Raw genomic sequence first — 16079 nt, 5'->3', positions numbered from 1 at the left:
AAAGGATATTCTTATGTCTTTTTTGAGTTTAGTTCTTTTTTATTTTTAAAAAAGGGAGCGATATTTAATGATTTATGATGTAGCAATTATAGGATCTGGAGTAATAGGTGGAGCAATATTTAGAGAATTAACAAAGTATAATTTAAAGGTTGTAGAATTAGAAAAAGAAAATGACGTTGCTATGGGAGCATCTAAGGCAAATTCAGCAATTGTCCATTCAGGATATGATCCTGAACCAGGAACATTAATGGCAAAATACAATGTTGAAGGAAATAAGATGTTTGATAAGCTTTGTAAAGACTTATCAGTTCCTTTTAAGAGAAATGGATCATTAATTATAGGTTTTGATGAAGATGACCAAAAAGAATTAGAGGTTTTATATAATAGAGGAATTAAAAATGGAGTAGAAGGAGTAAAACTTTTATCAGCAGAAGAAGTTTTAGAAATGGAACCAAACTTAAATAAAGATGTAAAGGGAGCTTTATTCTGCCCAACAGGAGGAATTGTTGGAGCATATGAATTTACTATAGCTCTTTCAGAAAATGCTATCGATAATGGAGGAGAATTAAGACTAAACTCTAAAGTTGTTGGTATTGAAAAAGATGAAAACTTTAAAATAAAACTTGAAAATGGTGATGTAGTAGAAGCTAGATTCGTAGTAAACTCAGCAGGTATTTATGCTGATAAGATTCACAATATGGTTTGTGAGGAAGACTTTAAAATAACTCCTAGAAAAGGTGAATACTATGTTTTAGATAAGAGCCAAGGAAGATTATTTGAAAAGACAATATTCCAATGTCCAACTAAACTTGGAAAAGGGGTTTTAGTTACTCCAACAGTTCATGGAAACTTATTAGTTGGTCCAGATGCTATTGATACTTGTGATAAAGATTCAGTTTCTACAGAGTATGATGGATTAGCTAAGGTTAGAGAAGTTTCTTTAAAAACAACTAACAAAGTTAATTTTAGAGAAAATATTAGAAACTTTGCAGGACTTCGTGCTATAGCTGATAAACCTGATTTCATAATCGGAGAAGCTAAAGATGTAAAAGGATTCTTTGATGTAGCAGGAATAAAATCACCAGGTTTAAGTTCAGCACCAGCTATTGCGGTGGATGTAGTTAAAATGCTTGGTGAAAGTGGACTAGCTTTAGAGAAAAAAGATAATTTCAATGAAAAAAGAGAACAAGTACACTTTATAGAACTTTCTCCAGAAGAAAAAGCAAATTTAATTAAAAAAGATAGTAGATATGGAAGAATAATTTGTAGATGTGAAAATATAACTGAGGGAGAGATTGTTGATAGTATAAATAGAACTTTAGGAGCTAGAACTATTGATGGAGTTAAGAGAAGATGTCGTCCTGGTTGTGGAAGATGTCAAGGTGGTTTCTGTGGACCTAGAGTTCAAGAAATAATATCTCGTGAAACTGGTATGAATATAGAAGAAGTGCTTTTAGATAAAAATGGTTCATATATAATAAGTGGAAAAACAAAGTAGGAGGATTTAGTTATGAAATATGATTTAGTAGTTGTAGGTGGAGGCCCAGCAGGATTAGCAGCAGCTTATGAAGCTCATGAAAATGGAGTAGAAAAAATATTAATTATAGAAAGAGATAAAGAACTAGGTGGAATCTTAAATCAATGTATTCATAACGGATTTGGTCTTCATACCTTTAAAGAAGAACTTACAGGACCTGAATATGCTGGAAGATTTATTGACATGGTAGAAGGAACTAACATAGAAGTTATGTTAGATACAATGGTTTTAGAAATAGAAGGAAAAATAATACATGCTATAAATACTGAAAAAGGATATTTAACAATAGAAGCAGAAGCTATAGTACTTGCTATGGGATGTCGTGAAAGAACAAGAGGAGCTATAAGTATTCCAGGAGATAGACCATCAGGAATATTCACTGCAGGGGCTGCTCAAAGATTTATTAATATGGAAGGCTACATGGTAGGTAAAAAAGTAGTTATCTTAGGATCAGGGGATATTGGGCTTATAATGGCTAGAAGAATGACTCTTGAAGGAGCTAAGGTAGAGGCTGTTGTTGAACTTATGCCTTATTCAAATGGATTAACTAGAAATATTGTTCAATGTTTAGAGGATTATGGAATTCCACTATACCTATCTCATACAGTTATTGATGTTAAAGGTGATGGAAGATTAGAAAAGGTTATTATAGCTAAGGTTGATGAAAATAGACAACCTATAAAAGGCACTGAAATAGAATTTGATGCTGATACATTATTATTATCAGTTGGATTAATACCAGAAAATGAACTTTCAAAAAATGCAGGAGTTGAATTAGACCTTAGAACTAATGGACTTGTAGTTTCTGAAAGTATGGAAACAAATAGAGAAGGTATATTTGCCTGTGGTAATGTTGTCCATGTTCATGACTTAGTTGACTTTGTAACTGAGGAAGCTAAAAATGCAGGAAAGAATGCTGCTAAATATATTAAAGGTAAAAAGAGATTAAATCATTTCACTGAAATAAAAAATGGAGAAAATATAAGTTATACAGTTCCTCAAAAATTTGAAATTGAATCTTTAGATGGAAATTTAAATGTGTTTATGAGAGTTAGAAATGTATTTAAAAATAAACAAATAGTAGTTAGAGATGAAGAAGGAAATGTTATTCAAAGCTTTAAGAAACCTCATGTTGTTCCTGCAGAAATGGAGAGAATTACAATTCTTAAAGATAAGCTAAAAAATGCTAAAGGAGCAATAACAATTTCATTAGAGGATGGTGAATAATAATGGTAAAAGAATTAATATGCATAGTATGTCCTAGAGGATGTCATTTAACAGTAGACACAGAGTTAGAAAAGGTTACAGGAAACACATGTAAAAGAGGAGAAATTTATGGATTAAACGAGGTTAAAAATCCAACTAGAATAGTAACTTCAACTGTTAAAATAGATGGTTGTGACAACATAGTTGTCCCAGTTAAAACAGAGGAACCTATTCCAAAGGGAATGATATTTGATGTAATGAAGGAAATTAACAAGGCTTCTGTTAAACTTCCAATTAAAGTTGGAGATGTAATTATAGAAGATGTTTTAGGAACAGGTGTTAGCATAGTTTCTGCAAAAACAGTTTCATAAATAAATTAAGAAAGGTATCTGAAAAAATCAGATACCTTTCTCTTTTAATACATCTAATATTATATGTACATTAATTAGGATAGAATAAACAGTCCTAACTAGTGAGTAGCTAAAAATAGATATTTAAATATTTAAATTAATTATGACCATTTAACGAGTGTATGCCATTTATGTAAAGCACCTCATAGTAATAATATATTTAACATTTAAATTAATGATTAACGCTTAAATACAAATTTTAGAGTGTATGCCGATTTTGTAAGGCACCCCTTTATTTACAATTTAAGATATTAACTTTATATCTTTTTTGCTACACTATTATATTAACCAATATATTTTTTAATATGCATTAAATTAAAAAAATTCTAGAATACTTGGAATATGAAGAATTTTAAATAATATGATTCATCAGAGTTCCAAATTATAGGATGGTCTGCACTTTGAGTTCTAACTTCTATTTGTCTTAAAGTTCTTCTAGCATCATGAGCAGCTTCGGCTACAGTTTTCTTTAATTGTTCTTCATCCATATAATGTGAACAAGAGCATGTAGCGAAGTAACCACCTTCTTTAACCATTTTTATTCCTCTAAGATTTATTTCTTTATATCCTCTTATTGCTTGCTTAACAGTATTTCTTGATTTTGTGAAAGCTGGTGGATCTAAAATAACAACATCAAATTGTTTTCCTTCTCTTGACCAATCTCCTAATACATCAAAAGCATTATGCTTTTCAAATTTAACCCTATCTTGAAGGTTATTAAGCTCAGCATTTCTAGTAGCACAGTCTACAGCATGTTGAGATACATCTATTCCTAAAACTGATTTAGCCCCTGCTATACCAGCATTTAAAGCAAAAGAGCCAGTATGAGTAAAGCAATCTAAAACATCCATATCTTTACATATTCTATGCATTGCAGCCCTGTTTTCTTTTTGATCTAAGAAGAAACCAGTTTTTTGACCATTTTCTAAGTCAACTATGTATTTAACTCCATTTTCAACTATTTGTATATCTGTATCAAATGGTTCAGTTAAGAAGCCTTTTCTTTGCTCTAAACCTTCTATTTCCCTAGTTTTTATATCACTTCTTTCATAGACACCTTTAGCACCGTATTCTTCAACTAGAATTTTAACTATTAGATCTCTATATTTATCCATTCCAAGAGTTGATATTTGAATTACATAATAATCTTCAAATTTATCAACTGTTAAACCAGGAAGGAAATCAGCCTCTCCAAAGATGAATCTACATGAAGATGTATCTATAACTTTCTTTCTATATTCCCATGCAGTTTTAAATCTTCTCTTGAAGAAATCCTCATCTATTTCTTCATCTATATCTTTAGTCATTATTCTTATAGTTATTTTACTTCTGTCATTTATATAGCCTTTTCCTAAGAAATAACCTTTATGATTGTAAACTTCAACTATATCTCCGTTTTCATAATCTCCATCATATTCGTTTATTTCATCAATATATATCCAAGGTCTGCCTTGTTCAGCTTTTTTGTTTTTACCTTTGTGTAAATAAAACTTACTCGCCATTTAAATAGCTCCTTCCAAAATAATTCTTATAAGATTATAACATATTCTAGGCTTTCCAATAGGTTTAAAATGCATTTAAGAAAAATAAATTGGTACTTTAGAATAATAAGATAATATTTAATATATATTTCTAATAAGAGTAATTTTAAGGATTGAAAAAAATGATAAAAGCTATAGTTATTCCTACACCTAAAAGATTAAAGAAATACATAAGAGATACTGACTTTAAAAAGAAGGCGAAATCTTTTGTTACTCCAGAGAGAGCTATTATATATGGAACAATAGGAACAGGTGTAACCATAATGTCTTTAAGTGATGTGCCAGCTAAACCCTTTGTTATAGGAAGTTTATTATATCATGGCATTGCCTATGAAATTTTAGAAAAGTGGTATGATGAGTATGGTAATGACGAAGAGCTTAGAGAAATGATGATGCAAAATAGAGATTATTGGAATAATTTTTATATGAGGTTTTAAACTATAAAAAATTTATGGGTAAAAATTAATACACATCTAAAATAGATACTTAATTTAAAATATAACTAGAATTTATTAGGAAAAATATATATAATAATTATAGACTTTATAGCTAGGGGTGCCTTTGGCTGAGAGATAACATTTCGTTATTAACCCTTAAACCTGATCTGGATAATACCAGCGTAGGAAAGCCTGTAGAAAGTTTTATAATAGTATTTTATATGTTTAGATTATTATGACTTTTTATAAATTAAGCTACATCCTACATGGATGTAGCTTTTATTTTTTTATTAGACATATTATAACAAACTATTATTATAAACTAAAAAGTGTATGAAGTTTTTAGTTAGAGTTTTATAAAACTTTGAGGTAATTCTTATTTGGGCTATTAGGTTTAATCATAAGATTAAAGGAGATATAGAATATGAGATTTACAGAAAAATTATTAAAAGAAGCAATGCCTATATGGGAGAAGTATTTAGATCACCCATTTATAAAGGAAATTGGAGAAGGAACTCTTGATAAGAATAAATTTAAAGAATATTTAGTTCAGGATTACCTTTATTTAAAAGAGTATGCTAAAGTTTTTTGTGCTGGAGTAGTTAAAGCTAAAACTATGGAAGAAATGAAATTCTTTTATAATTCAACAAAGGGAACTATGGAGGATGAAACAGCAGTACATATAGAATATTTAAAAGAATTTGGTATATCAGAATTATATGCAGAGAAAAGAGAATATAACAGTACTACTATAAGTTATACAAGCTATATGCAAGCAATAGCGTTAACCGGAGATTTAGATGAGATTGCTATTGCAACTTTACCATGTACATGGAGTTATAGCTATATAGGAAAATATATTTCAAAAAAATACTCTAACAAATTACAGGGGAATTTCTTTAAACCTTGGATTGATGAGTATGCTTCTGATGGATTTGATAAGTTTACAGATGAGTGGTTAGCTTACGTAGATAAAAAATGTTCAAACTTATCTGAAGAAAAACAAAAAAGATTAATAGATATATTTAAAAGAGCTAGTTTATACGAACTTGATTTTTGGAATATGGCGTATGATGAAGGTGAAAAATAATGAGTGTTTATTTAGTAGCTTTAATTGGAATTTTAATATTAGGTTTATACATATTAGATTTAAGAAAACATAAAATTACAACAAGAGAAATTATAATGATTGGACTAAGTGTAGCTATTTCTTATGTGCTTTATATGATACCTTTAGTTAGATATCCTCAAGGTGGTGGAATAACTTTCTTTTCTATGCTTCCAATAATGCTTTTATCATTAGTATATGGAAGAACTGTTGGAGTTACAGGAGGATTAATATTTGGGCTTTTAAAAATATTAAATGGAGCTTTTATAGTACACCCAGTACAATTTTTACTTGATTACATACTATCAAATATGGCTTTAGGACTAGTAGGATCATTTGGAATAGATGAGAAATATAAAATATTCCTTGGTTCACTTATGGCAGGTAGTATAAGTACTTTTGTAAGCATAATATCAGGAGTGATTTTCTTTGGTCAATATGCTCCTCCAGGAATGAATTTATGGATTTATTCAATAATTTATAATACAAGCAGTGCAGGAGTTGAAAGTTTATTAACAGCTATAGTAATAACAATAATGCCAATAAAAATGTTAGCTAAAAGAATGAAGCCTATAAATAATATATAGAAATTTTTAATAGGGAGTTGCATCATAATTAAATTAGATTATTTGATGCAGCTCTTATTTTAGTTTTGGAAGAAACTTGAGTTTATATTATAATGAAAATAAGATTTGTTTTGAAAAGGATGGATAATCGATGAATTTAATAACTCTTGAAAATATAAGTAAGAGCTATTCAGAAAAAATTTTAGCTAATAATGTATCTTTAGGAATAAATGAAGGAGAGAAGATTGGTCTTATAGGAGTTAACGGAACTGGAAAATCTTCTTTCTTAAAAATAGTTGCTGGAGTTGAAGAACCAGACGAAGGAACAGTAACAAAGGGAAATAGAGTAAGAATAGAGTATCTTGCTCAAACACCAGATTATGATGATAATGCTACTGTTTTAGAGCAAGTTTTTAAGGGTAACTCAGAGGAAATGAGAATCTTAAGAGAATACGAAGAGTTACTTGAAAAAATAGATAAGGGTGAAGTTAAAGAGAATGATTCTGAAAGATTAATAAAGCTTCAAGGAAAAATAGATGCTTTAAATCTTTGGGACATGGAAAGTGAAGCAAAGAATGTTTTAACTAAGCTTGGAATAACTAATTTTGAAGAAAAAGTAGGAAATCTTTCTGGAGGACAAAAGAAGAGAATAATGCTTGCAGCTGCCTTAATAACTCCTTGTGAATTATTAATACTAGATGAGCCTACTAACCATTTAGACAATGAAACTATAAGTTGGTTAGAAGAATACTTAAATAGTAGAAAAGGCGCTCTTTTAATGATTACTCATGATAGATACTTCCTAGATAGAGTAACAAATAGAATATTAGAATTAGATAGAGGTAGATTATTTAGCTATGATGGAAACTATTCTGTTTTCTTAGAAAAGAAGATGGAGAGAATAGCCATAGAAAAAGCCAGTGAGGAAAAAAGACAAAATCTTATGAGAAAAGAACTAGCTTGGGTAAGAAGAGGTGCAAAGGCTAGAACTACTAAGCAGAAAGCTAGACTTCAAAGATTTGATGAATTAGTAAATCAAGAAGGATTTATTGAAAATGAAAATATAGAAATCTCTGTTATGGGAACGAGATTAGGAAAGAAAATAATAGAGATAGAACACCTAAATAAAAGCTTTGGTGATAAAAAGATTGTTGATGATTTTAACTATATAGTACTAAGAAGTGATAGAATAGGTATTGTAGGACCTAATGGAATTGGTAAATCAACACTTATGGGAATGATTGAAGGAAAAGTAGCACCAGATAGTGGAGAAATAATAAAAGGTGAGACTGTAAAAATAGCTTGCTTCTCACAGGAAGATACACATATGCATCCAGAGATGAGAGCTATAGATTACATAAAAGAGGCAGGAGAGTACTTACAAACTGCCACAGGTGAAAGAATAACTGCATCACAAATGTGTGAGAAGTTTTTATTTGATGGAACACTTCAGTGGACAATGATAGGTATGTTATCTGGAGGAGAAAGAAGAAGACTTCACCTTTTAAGAGTTCTAATGGAAGCCCCTAATGTGCTTTTACTAGATGAGCCTACAAATGATTTAGATATTGAAACTTTAAATAGATTAGAAGATTATTTAGATGACTTTGGTGGAGTTGTCATAACTGTATCCCATGATAGATATTTCCTAGATAGAATTTGTAATAAGATATTTTCTTATGAGGGAAATGGAAAAATAGATATTTATACTGGAAACTATGGGGATTATCTTCTAAGCAAAGAAGAAGAGGCTATTAACAATAAAGAAAAAGAAGTGGCTGTGGATAAAAATAAAAAAGAGCCATCTGTGGATAAAAATAAAAACAAGGGCAAAGTATTAAAATTCTCATTTAAAGAACAAAGAGAATTTGAAACTATAGATGAAGAAATAATGACTCTTGAAGAAAAAATAGAAGAATTAGATTCTTTAATGGCAAAACATGCATCAGAGTATGGTAGACTTCAAGAGCTAATGGAAGAGAAGTCAAAAGTTGAAGAAGAATTAGCCTTTAAATATGAGAGATGGGAATATCTTAATGAGTTAGCAGCACAAATAGAAGAAAACAAAAAGAATAAATAAAATTTACTTTCTTAGATAAGATATTATTTAGGTGAATAAATTAAATTTATATAAATTTAATTTATATAAATTTGTAGAATTTCTAAAGATTCGATTATATACTAAACTAAAGTTAGAATATACTTAATACTAATATATTGAGTCTAAGGAACGAGAGTTGGTAAAAAGGGGAGCGCTTATGCAAAAGTATTGTAAAAATCAAAATAATATAAATATTTTATTAGATCATGAAAGTGGAAGAGGCTTTAAGGTTACTTTTACTATTAATGAAGAAGGAGAAAGTAATATATTAGTTATTACTAGAGCTCCAAAATCACATAATGCTGAAGATTTAAAAAAAGAATTAAATAAGGCTATAAAATATTTAACGAATAATGAGGATGAACTTGGAATAATAAAAGAAATAAGTTTTGTATTCCTATTTCCTGTTATTGAATATAGCAAGGATGTGCTAGAAGAAGTTTATAATACCAAAGGCGAGCTATTCCTATGTGGAAATGATGGATTTATTGAGAATGGAGAATACTTAAAAAATGACTTAATAATATTTGAAAGTCTAATAAATAGTTCTCACATAATATTTGCTTGGGGAGAGCCAACGTCTAAAGATATTAGAAAGGTGTATGAAAGCAGATTACATTACCTTTTAAAAGGGTTTAAAGTTGTTAAAAATAACTGCTTTGATTTAAAGAAGTTTTATTATGTAGGAACACTTACAAATCAAGGATATCCTAGAAACTATAGTAGTTGGTCTAAAAATTTACAATTAAATGAATTTGAAATTTAAATAAAAAGGGCATGTATCAAAATAATCTTAAGTTTGATACATGCTTTTTGTTTTATAAGCTTTAATACAAAATAAATATTATGTAAAAGTAAAAAAGAGTACCCGAGGGTACTCTTTTAGGGAGATACAAAATTAAAACAGTAAATAAGTTTTGCTTAAAAGAATTATTGGTTGTCTTCAATTAATTCTTCAATTTTGTCTCTACATCTGCAACCTTTGCAAGAACCTTTAGTTGCACCAGTTTTTTCAGCTACTGCTTCTACTGTGTGTGCACCATTTTTGATAGCTTCCTTTATCTTTGCTCTTGAGATTGCTCTGCAGATACAAACTTTAGTCATTTTATCAATTACTTGTTGATTTAAATTATTGTTATCATTCATACTATTTTCCTCCTAATTATATCAAAGTAAAACAGCACGATTAACAAAAGGGAATGGAATGTATTTGATGATTTAATTATAAGTTAACTGATAAGAAAAGTCAACATTAAATAATAAAAATTATTGATTAATTTTTATTATTTGATATATAAGTCTTAACTTATAATATTAGGTTGTACAAAAATAGAATTTTTATTATAAAAGCAAATTAAATAATTAATGAAAGCTTTCAAATATATGGATTTGTTTCGTTGACTTTTTAAAAGTGCTATTATATAATTTCTTTAAAGACTGTGAACAGGGCAAGTACTTATATAGAACCTTATTCAGAGAGTAGTTGGTTGGTGTGAAACTATAGGTATATTTAAGGAAAATCACCTGGGAGTTGGAGACTGAAAGGAATATATTCTTATTAAGTTATCCCGTATATCCACGTTACAGGATGCGAGCATTATAGGTGCTTTTAATTACCTATCATAAAAACGTAAAATTTTAATATTTATAATTGAATTATATAGATAGGTTTGAACTTTAGGTGGTATAGCGAATATAACTTCGTCCTTTTAGGATGGAGTTTTTTTTATTTTACTTAATTAAGTCTGGCTAAATAATCAATTATAAGTAAATAATTAAAATATTAAACAAGAGAAGGAAAGGAGTTTCAATATGTATAAAAAAGTTGAATTACCTAAAGGTTTTGTAGGCGTAGAAAAAGAAGTTGCAAACCTTTGGAAAGAAAGAAACATAATACAAAAGAACTTTGACATGAATCAAGATGGTGAATACTTTACTTTCTATGATGGACCTCCAACAGCTAATGGTAAACCACATGTAGGTCACGTATTAACAAGAGTTATGAAAGATATAATCCCAAGATACAAAGTTATGAAGGGATATAAAGTTATAAGAAAAGCTGGATGGGATACTCATGGACTTCCAGTTGAGCTTGAAATAGAGAAGAAGTTAGGAATTTCAGGTAAACCTCAAATAGAGGATTACGGTGTTGAAAAATTCGTAACTGAATGTAAAGATAGTGTATTCACATATGTTAGCATGTGGGAAAAAATGACTGAGCAAATAGGTTATTGGGTAGATATGGAGAATCCATATGTTACTTACCATAATCCATATATAGAATCAGTATGGTGGGCTTTAAAACAAATGTGGGATAAAAAACTTTTATACAAAGGTTATAAAACAATGCCTTACTGCCCAAGATGTGGAACAAGTTTATCATCACACGAAGTTTCACAAGGATACAAGGATGTTAAGGACTTAACTGCTGTAGCTAAGTTTAAAGTTAAAGGAGAAGATAATAAATACTTCTTAGCTTGGACAACAACTCCTTGGACTTTACCTTCAAACGTTGCTTTATGTATAAATAAAGCTTATGACTATGTAGAAGCTAAGCAAGCTGAAGGAGATGAAATCTTCATTTTAGCTAAAGAATTAGCACCTAAGGTTTTAGGAGAAGGTTTTGAAATAGTTAGAGAGTTCAAAGGTGAAGAGTTATTAGGTATGGAATATGAGCAATTATTACCATTTGTAACTCCAACTGAAGGAAAAGCTTTCGTAGTTGTTCATGGTGACTATGTAACTTTATCAGATGGTACTGGTATAGTTCATATAGCTCCTGCTTATGGTGAGGACGATAACTTAATAGGAAAGCAAAATGGATTAGCATTCTTAAACTTAGTTGATTTAAGTGGTAACTTTGTAGAAGAAGTAACTCCATGGGCTGGAAAATTCGTTAAGAAATGTGACCAACAAATAGTTGATTACTTAAAAGAACAAAATAAATTATTTAAAGCTGAAAAGCATACTCACTCATATCCACATTGTTGGAGATGTGACACACCACTTCTTTACTATCCAAAGGAAAGCTGGTTTGTTGCAATGACAACTTTAAGAGACAAACTTTTAGCTAACAATGAAAAAATAAATTGGTATCCAGATAACATCAAGAACGGTAGATTTGGTAAGTTCTTAGAGAATGTTATAGATTGGGGTATCTCAAGAGATAGATATTGGGGAACGCCACTTCCAATATGGGAATGTGAATGCGGACATAGAGAATGTATAGGAAGTATTGAAGAATTAAAAACTAAAGGAATAAATGTTCCAGAAGATATAGAACTTCATAAACCATACATTGATAAAGTTCATTTAAATTGTCCTCATTGTAATAAAGAGATGAAGAGAACAGCTGAGGTTATAGACTGTTGGTTTGATTCAGGATCAATGCCATTTGCTCAACATCACTATCCATTTGAGAACAAAGAATTATTTGAAGCTAACTACCCAGCTCAATTCATATCAGAAGCTGTTGACCAAACAAGAGGATGGTTCTATACATTATTAGCAATATCAACTGCTATATTTGATAGAAATCCATTTGAAAACTGTATAGTTTTAGGTCACGTTCTTGATAAGAAGGGCTTAAAGATGTCAAAATCTAAGGGTAACGTAGTTGATCCATTTGAAGTACTTGATTCACAAGGTGCTGATGCTACAAGATGGCATTTCTATACTGCAAGTGCTCCATGGTTACCAACTAGATTCTCAATAGAAGATGTTGCTGAAACTCAAAGAAAATTCTTAAGCACATTATGGAATGTTTACTCATTCTATGTTTTATATGCAGAGTTAGACAGCTTCAATCCATTAGACTACAAAGATTTCGTATCAGATAACGTAATGGATAAATGGATAATGTCAAAACTTAATACTTTAGTTAAGGATGTAGACGATCATTTAAATAATTATAGAATAACTCAAGCTGCTTTAGAAATAGAAGAGTTTACTGATGAGTTATCAAACTGGTATGTAAGAAGAAATAGAGCTAGATACTGGTCAGAAGAATTAACTGATGACAAGATAGGTGCATACACTACTTTATACAGAGTTTTAGTAACTTTATGTAAAGTTGCAGCTCCATTCGTACCATTTATAACAGAAGAAATCTATCAAAACTTAGTAGTTAACTTAGATGAAAATGCTTTAGAAAGTATTCACTTAGGAGCATGGCCAGAAGTTGATGAAAAGGCTATAGATAAAAAATTAGAAGAAAAAATGGATTTAGCTTATAAGATAGTTAAACTTGGAAGAAGTGCTAGAAATGGTGCTAACATCAAGAATAGACAGCCACTTTCAAAAATGCTTCTTTCAACTTCAGAGCTTCCAGATTATTATGGAGACATAATTAAAGATGAGTTAAACATCAAGGAAGTAGAATTAGGAGCTGACCTTTCTAAATATGTTAACTTCGAAATTAAGCCTAACCTACCTGTTTTAGGAAGAGCTTATGGTAAGTTAATACCAGCTATAAGAAAAGAAATAGCTTCAAGAAACCAAATGGAATTAGCTCAAAAAATCCAAAATGGTGGAGTAGAAGTTATCACTGTAGATGGAAATGAAATAGAATTAAATGCTGAAAACTTACTTGTAACAATGCAAGGATTAGAAGGATTCGCATTTGCTGGAGAAGGATCAGTTGGTGTTGTTTTAGATACTACTATAACTGATGAATTAAGAGAAGAAGGTCATGTAAGAGAAATCATATCAAAAATCCAAAACATGAGAAAAGAAAGTGGATTTGAGGTTGCTGATAAGATAACTCTTTACGTAGCTGAAAATGATATGCTTTTAGATGTAATCAAGAAATTTGAAGATGTTATAAAGAAAGAAACTTTAACAGAAGAAATTGTTTATAACGGAGATGCTGATTACTCAGAAGCTAAAGTAAATGGTGAAATATTAAAAATGGCTGTTTCAAAAAGAGCTTAATTAAAATAAAAGAGAGCAAGTTATTGCTCTCTTTTTTTATGTAATTTATTTATTCCAAAGTTCTTTTGGTCCTTCATTAACTAACTTTGAAAATCCGCCCATCATATTATAAAGTTCTGTAAAGCCATTATCCTCTAAAATTTCACAGGCTTGCATACTTCTAGAACCTCTTCTACAGTAAACAAGTATTGGTGAATCTTCATATCCATCAAGTTCATCTATAGAGAATAGTAATCTTCCTAAAGGAATAAGTTTAGCATTTTTAATATATCCATCTTCCTTATACTCTTCTTCAGTTCTTACATCTAAAATTAGTAAATCTTTATTTTCATCTATTAATTTTATAGATTCTGTTATATCTATATCTTTATACATTAAAGTTTCCTCCTAGAAATTCTCTTTTATTTATTATAAATTTTTAAAAGTATGGTTAATATATCAATAAGTAATAATATATTTGATTATACAACATAATTCAATTATTTTAGAAAAATTTATAATATATAATAATATTTGCATTGAATTAATATTTGAATTTTATTACAATTATTAATAAGAAAACGTTTTTTTGAAAAAAAATTAAAAGGAATTTGACCAAATTGCAGAAATATACATAAATTCCTTGTATAAATGTAAAGTTATCATTATAATATTGAAGTATTAAGAAATAGATAGGTAATAAGTTAGAGTATAGGAGTTGAGTTAGATGGCTGCTTCAATTAAAGACGTTGCTAGAGAAGCTGGAGTGTCAATAGCAACAGTTTCAAGAGTATTAAATGACATAGACGTTGTAAACGAAGAAACTAAGAAAAAAGTTTTAGAAGCTATAAAAAAACTAGGATATAGACCTAATATAGTGGCAAGAAGTTTAAAAACACATAGAACAAGAACTGTAGGTATATTAGTACCTGATATATCAAACCAAATATATCCTGAAATAGTTAGAGGTGCTGAGGACGTAGCTAACATATATAAATATAATGTAATGTTATGTAATTCAGACTTAGATTTAGAAAAAGAAAAGGAATACTTAAGAGTTCTTAAGGAAAAAATGGTTGATGGTGTTCTTTACATGAGTTCATCACTAGGAGAAGAAACTTTAAATTTAATAAATGAATTAGATTTAAAAACAGTTTTAGTTGAAAATGATGAGCAAAATGGTAAGTTCCCAAGTGTAACTATAGATAATGAAAAAGCTACATATGAAGCTACTAATCATTTAATTGATAAAGGTATGAAAAACATAGCTTTCATAGGTGTAGAAGGTGACCTAAATAATGCTTGGGGTAAAAGATACAAAGGATACCAAGCTGCATTAAAAGATGCTGGAATAGAAATGAAAGAAGAATTAACTTACTTTAAAAACTTAAAAGTTAAGACTGGATATGATGCTATTTTAGCAATGCTTGAAAATGGTCAAAAAATAGAAGGAATAATCTGTGCTTCAGATGAAATAGCTATGGGGGCTATAAACGCTTTAAGAGATAAAGGAATAAAGGTTCCTGAAGAAGTTAGCGTTATAGGATTTAACGATATAGATTTAGCACATGTATTTTATCCAAAATTAACTACTGTATCACAACCAATGTATGATATGGGATCAATAGCTATGAGAATGTTAATTAAAATAATAAATAATAAACCTTTAGATCAAGATCATTTTGTATTAGATCATGATTTAATAGAAAGAGATAGCTGTAAGTAATTAATGCATAAAAAATGCATAATCATTAGGTAACATAAGATTAAATTATGTTACCTTTTTTTATTTATGGAAAAATTTAAATTTTAGTAAGGGAGGAGTTGGAGGTGAAAAATAAGAGAAAATTAATAATATTAGGTTTAATTCTTTTCGCCCTAATAGGTATATATATTGGAAAAAACTATATTGAGGGAATAAAGCAAATAAATTTTCAGTCAATTAATGTGGTTGAAAATTTAGAAGAAGCAAAAGAGGGCATACCAACAATAATAATGTTTAAAACAGATACTTGTCCTTATTGTGTCGAAATGCAAAAAGAGTTAAGTTATGTTTCAAAAGAAAGAGAAGGAAAATTTAATATTTACTATGCTAGATTAGAAGAGGAGAAAAATATAGATTTAGCATATAAATATGATGCTAATATTGTTCCAACTACTGTGTTTTTAGATAAAGAAGGTAATAAATTCTATGTTCATCAAGGGCTTATGAGAAAGAATAATATAGAAACCATTTTAAATTCTTTGGGGGTTAAATAGAAT

General features: G+C 29.4%; 14 protein-coding genes, 1 riboswitch and 1 other annotated feature. Of the genes, 11 read left to right on the top strand and 3 right to left on the bottom strand.

Annotated features, from left to right (window positions below; translation table 11 throughout):
* The first annotated feature begins 67 nt into the window (after positions 1 to 67).
* The 3 genes from GOM42_RS14130 to GOM42_RS14120 are packed head-to-tail and all read left to right on the top strand — an operon-like array spanning position 68 to position 3114.
* Positions 68 to 1498: an NAD(P)/FAD-dependent oxidoreductase gene (locus GOM42_RS14130; protein WP_003456867.1), complete on the top strand. Its 1431-nt coding sequence runs from the start codon at positions 68 to 70 to the stop codon at positions 1496 to 1498.
* Positions 1499 to 1510: 12 nt separating this feature from the next.
* The gene (locus GOM42_RS14125) at positions 1511 to 2764 is read left to right on the top strand and encodes an FAD-dependent oxidoreductase (protein WP_003450714.1); all 1254 of its coding nucleotides are present in this window, start codon (positions 1511 to 1513) and stop codon (positions 2762 to 2764) included.
* Between the two features lie 2 nt (positions 2765 to 2766).
* Complete coding sequence (locus GOM42_RS14120; RefSeq protein ID WP_003450634.1) at positions 2767 to 3114, top strand: DUF1667 domain-containing protein; 348 nt, start codon at positions 2767 to 2769, stop codon at positions 3112 to 3114.
* Positions 3115 to 3479: 365 nt separating this feature from the next.
* Here the strand turns inward: GOM42_RS14120 and GOM42_RS14115 are convergent, their stop codons facing one another.
* Entirely contained in the window at positions 3480 to 4655 is a 1176-nt protein-coding gene (locus GOM42_RS14115; RefSeq protein WP_110077488.1) for a class I SAM-dependent rRNA methyltransferase, read from the bottom strand.
* Between the two features lie 161 nt (positions 4656 to 4816).
* On the opposite strand from GOM42_RS14115, the gene GOM42_RS14110 reads away from it, so the two are divergent.
* From GOM42_RS14110 to GOM42_RS14090, 5 genes are all read left to right on the top strand, one after another.
* Positions 4817 to 5131, top strand: a complete 315-nt coding sequence (locus GOM42_RS14110) for a hypothetical protein (RefSeq protein ID WP_003456890.1) — start codon at positions 4817 to 4819, stop codon at positions 5129 to 5131.
* Positions 5132 to 5235: 104 nt separating this feature from the next.
* A riboswitch (TPP riboswitch) is annotated at positions 5236 to 5337 on the top strand.
* A 218-nt stretch (positions 5338 to 5555) separates the two neighbouring features.
* On the top strand, positions 5556 to 6221 hold the full coding sequence (tenA, locus tag GOM42_RS14105; protein ID WP_252597670.1) for a thiaminase II: 666 nt from the start codon (positions 5556 to 5558) through the stop codon (positions 6219 to 6221).
* On the top strand, positions 6221 to 6826 hold the full coding sequence (thiT, locus tag GOM42_RS14100) for an energy-coupled thiamine transporter ThiT (protein WP_003456871.1): 606 nt from the start codon (positions 6221 to 6223) through the stop codon (positions 6824 to 6826). Before tenA ends, thiT begins: the two co-directional genes overlap by 1 nt.
* A 130-nt stretch (positions 6827 to 6956) precedes the next feature.
* Complete coding sequence (locus GOM42_RS14095; RefSeq protein WP_003456784.1) at positions 6957 to 8885, top strand: ABC-F family ATP-binding cassette domain-containing protein; 1929 nt, start codon at positions 6957 to 6959, stop codon at positions 8883 to 8885.
* Positions 8886 to 9063: 178 nt separating this feature from the next.
* The gene (locus GOM42_RS14090) at positions 9064 to 9672 is read left to right on the top strand and encodes a DUF1643 domain-containing protein (protein WP_003450594.1); all 609 of its coding nucleotides are present in this window, start codon (positions 9064 to 9066) and stop codon (positions 9670 to 9672) included.
* A 164-nt stretch (positions 9673 to 9836) separates the two neighbouring features.
* On the opposite strand, the gene GOM42_RS14085 is transcribed toward GOM42_RS14090, so the two are convergent.
* Positions 9837 to 10052, bottom strand: a complete 216-nt coding sequence (locus tag GOM42_RS14085) for a (2Fe-2S)-binding protein (protein ID WP_003456903.1) — start codon at positions 10050 to 10052, stop codon at positions 9837 to 9839.
* Positions 10053 to 10336: 284 nt separating this feature from the next.
* Positions 10337 to 10618: a binding site (T-box leader), on the top strand.
* Between the two features lie 100 nt (positions 10619 to 10718).
* Here GOM42_RS14085 and ileS point away from each other — a divergent pair.
* Entirely contained in the window at positions 10719 to 13838 is a 3120-nt protein-coding gene (gene ileS, locus GOM42_RS14080) for an isoleucine--tRNA ligase (protein WP_003456766.1), read from the top strand.
* A gap of 45 nt (positions 13839 to 13883) precedes the next feature.
* Here the strand turns inward: ileS and GOM42_RS14075 are convergent, their stop codons facing one another.
* Positions 13884 to 14213, bottom strand: a complete 330-nt coding sequence (locus GOM42_RS14075) for a rhodanese-like domain-containing protein (protein ID WP_003462958.1) — start codon at positions 14211 to 14213, stop codon at positions 13884 to 13886.
* Between the two features lie 331 nt (positions 14214 to 14544).
* Between GOM42_RS14075 and GOM42_RS14070 the strand changes: the two genes are divergently transcribed.
* Positions 14545 to 15543 carry a LacI family DNA-binding transcriptional regulator gene (locus tag GOM42_RS14070; RefSeq protein ID WP_003450596.1) on the top strand — a complete coding sequence of 333 codons (999 nt, stop codon included), beginning with the start codon at positions 14545 to 14547 and terminating at the stop codon, positions 15541 to 15543.
* A gap of 104 nt (positions 15544 to 15647) precedes the next feature.
* Entirely contained in the window at positions 15648 to 16076 is a 429-nt protein-coding gene (locus GOM42_RS14065; protein ID WP_003456683.1) for a thioredoxin family protein, read from the top strand.
* Positions 16077 to 16079: the final 3 nt, after the last annotated feature.

This window comes from Clostridium sp. 16K-1-R1, from assembly GCF_023921145.1.
Taxonomy (GTDB): Bacteria; Bacillota; Clostridia; order Clostridiales; family Clostridiaceae; genus Sarcina; species Sarcina perfringens.
Note: the sequence above shows the minus strand (reverse complement) of the source record. Positions and strands in the feature narration are given on the sequence as shown.

Coding starts and splice junctions, on each gene's coding strand:
- ileS (WP_003456766.1), top strand. CDS start 10,719: ATGTATAAAAAAGTTGAATTACCTAAAGGTTTTGTAGGCGTAGAAAAA.
- GOM42_RS14110 (WP_003456890.1), top strand. CDS start 4,817: ATGATAAAAGCTATAGTTATTCCTACACCTAAAAGATTAAAGAAATAC.
- GOM42_RS14115 (WP_110077488.1), bottom strand. CDS start 4,655: ATGGCGAGTAAGTTTTATTTACACAAAGGTAAAAACAAAAAAGCTGAA.
- GOM42_RS14070 (WP_003450596.1), top strand. CDS start 14,545: ATGGCTGCTTCAATTAAAGACGTTGCTAGAGAAGCTGGAGTGTCAATA.
- thiT (WP_003456871.1), top strand. CDS start 6,221: ATGAGTGTTTATTTAGTAGCTTTAATTGGAATTTTAATATTAGGTTTA.
- GOM42_RS14075 (WP_003462958.1), bottom strand. CDS start 14,213: ATGTATAAAGATATAGATATAACAGAATCTATAAAATTAATAGATGAA.
- GOM42_RS14120 (WP_003450634.1), top strand. CDS start 2,767: ATGGTAAAAGAATTAATATGCATAGTATGTCCTAGAGGATGTCATTTA.
- GOM42_RS14130 (WP_003456867.1), top strand. CDS start 68: ATGATTTATGATGTAGCAATTATAGGATCTGGAGTAATAGGTGGAGCA.
- GOM42_RS14085 (WP_003456903.1), bottom strand. CDS start 10,052: ATGAATGATAACAATAATTTAAATCAACAAGTAATTGATAAAATGACT.
- GOM42_RS14125 (WP_003450714.1), top strand. CDS start 1,511: ATGAAATATGATTTAGTAGTTGTAGGTGGAGGCCCAGCAGGATTAGCA.
- tenA (WP_252597670.1), top strand. CDS start 5,556: ATGAGATTTACAGAAAAATTATTAAAAGAAGCAATGCCTATATGGGAG.
- GOM42_RS14090 (WP_003450594.1), top strand. CDS start 9,064: ATGCAAAAGTATTGTAAAAATCAAAATAATATAAATATTTTATTAGAT.
- GOM42_RS14095 (WP_003456784.1), top strand. CDS start 6,957: ATGAATTTAATAACTCTTGAAAATATAAGTAAGAGCTATTCAGAAAAA.